The sequence below is a fragment of the Geobacillus sp. CCR genome (genome assembly GCF_052906625.1).
In genome coordinates this window covers 1-1891 of sequence record NZ_JBREBQ010000087.1, presented here as the reverse complement: position 1 = coordinate 1891, position 1891 = coordinate 1, and the positions used below count along the sequence as shown (strand labels likewise).

Annotated in this window: 1 protein-coding gene; it reads right to left on the bottom strand. The window is 51.1% G+C overall.

Annotation, left to right across the window (positions count from 1 at the left end; translation table 11 throughout):
* Window positions 1-75: 75 nt before the first annotated feature.
* Window positions 76-1335: a group II intron reverse transcriptase/maturase gene (gene ltrA, locus ACVBDQ_RS17925; protein WP_011230853.1), complete on the bottom strand. Its 1260-nt coding sequence runs from the start codon at window positions 1333-1335 to the stop codon at window positions 76-78.
* Between the last annotated feature and the right edge of the window lie 556 nt (window positions 1336-1891).

Here is a 1891-nt window from a genome sequence, read left to right as displayed (position 1 = left end):
AATCGAGTAGGAGAGGGTGACTAACCCTCGTCCTCTCACACCACCGTACGTACCGTTCGGTATACGGCGGTTCCATTAAGTCTGACGCAGAGATTCATATCGTTGATAAAGACTCTTCAGCCCTTGGCTCTCCCAATAGGAGTTGCCAAGGGCTTTATGCAGGATGGGACTGGCGGCCACTCTCCAATATTTCTTCCGAGTGTTTCCCCATTCATATGCTTTCTGCTTGGGCACTCCTAAACTTTGCAGTTTTCGGACTCTGGTTCTCGGAAGTTTCCACTCTTTCCATTGGCACATGCGCAGCCTTCGTCGAATCCATCCATCTAGTTCTTTGAACACACTTGGGGTCTCTGCTAGCGAAAAGTATCCACACCATCCCAGAATGTATTGATTGAGCTGTTCGATTCGTTCGGGCATGGGAATCGGTTTCGATCGGCTCGTCATGGTGCGTATCCTTTGCTTCATGCGCCGAATGCTTTCCTTTGCAATTCGGATTTTTGGCTCCTTACTTGGGGTGAAGCTAAAACCGAGGAATTTTCTCCTCCACGGACGATCCACTGCCGATTTGGTTTCGTTGACTTTCAGCCGGAGTTTCTTTTCGATGAATGCCGTGATCGATTTCATCACCCGTTCCCCGGCCTTCTTCGTCCTTACGTAGATATTGCAGTCATCCGCATACCGTACAAACTTGTGCCCTCGTTTTTCCAATTCTTTGTCCAGCTCATCCAGGAGAATGTTGGACAGGAGTGGACTGAGCGGCCCTCCTTGTGGAGTCCCCTCTTGTGTTTCCATGACCACCCCGTTGATCATGACCCCTGCCTGTAGATACTTCCGTATCAACTTTAGGAGGATTTTGTCTGGAATTCGTTTCGCTAATATCCCCATCAGTTTGTCATGGTTGACTCGATCAAAGAACTTTTCCAAGTCGATATCTACCACCCATGTATATCCTTCCTGAATATACTGCTTCGCCTTTTTCACCGCGTCGTGTCCTCTTCGACCGGGACGAAACCCGTAGCTGTGTTCCGAAAAGGATGGGTCAAAGATCGGCGTGAGCACTTGGGCGATGGCCTGTTGGATGAACCGGTCTGTCACGGTCGGGATTCCTAGTAACCTGACTCCTCCGTTCGGTTTCGGGATTTCGACCCGTCGGACCGGGCAAGGTTCGTAGGTCCCTTCTTCTAAAGCGTGCCGTATCGCGTCCCAATGTTCCACGAGGTGTCTTCGCAGGTCTTTGACGGACATTCCATCGGTTCCATGGGACCCTTTATTCTTTTCCACTTGTTTGAGTGCTCGCAGGAGATTCTCTCGTGACATTACCTGTTTCATCCACATTCCGATTCTTCCTCTCTACGTGAACGGTCCGTTCTATTTGTGCCATCTTCTTCTCCACCCTCTTGAGGTTCCCCATGGACTTCACCATTTCCCCCCTCAAGCAGGCCCTTTCGGGTTATCTGCTTCATCAAAGAAGATGAACGCCTAGTGGCCGTTCTCCTTCATGGTTCGGTCCTTCCCCTTCTATCTAAGCTAGACGGGTACTATGACCTCTGCTGACTTCTGTCCGTTCAGCGTTGGATCGCTCCAACGGTTGCCAAGCGCACTTGGCTTCCCGGACAGACCTCCCCGGGTAAGAGTGCAGTCTTTCCTTCCATCCATCTGCTTCATTTACTCGGTATCACCTTCGGCAGAAAGGGCTTCGTTTTGTCGTGCAAACTCACCCAATGATACCCAGCCTCCTATGAAGTTCGTGTTCCTCAGACCGGAAGTTTGCCGCCCGCTTCCTTCAGATTCTGCGTCGCCGCAGACACCCTTGCGTTAAGCTAACTGCTACTTCTGCCTTCGCAGTTCGGGACTTTCACCCTATAGACTGCACCCATGCCGGGCGCACACG

Bases quoted from the DNA above. Each gene is read 5' to 3' on its own strand.
- ltrA (WP_011230853.1), bottom strand. From the start codon at position 1,335: ATGTGGATGAAACAGGTAATGTCACGAGAGAATCTCCTGCGAGCACTC.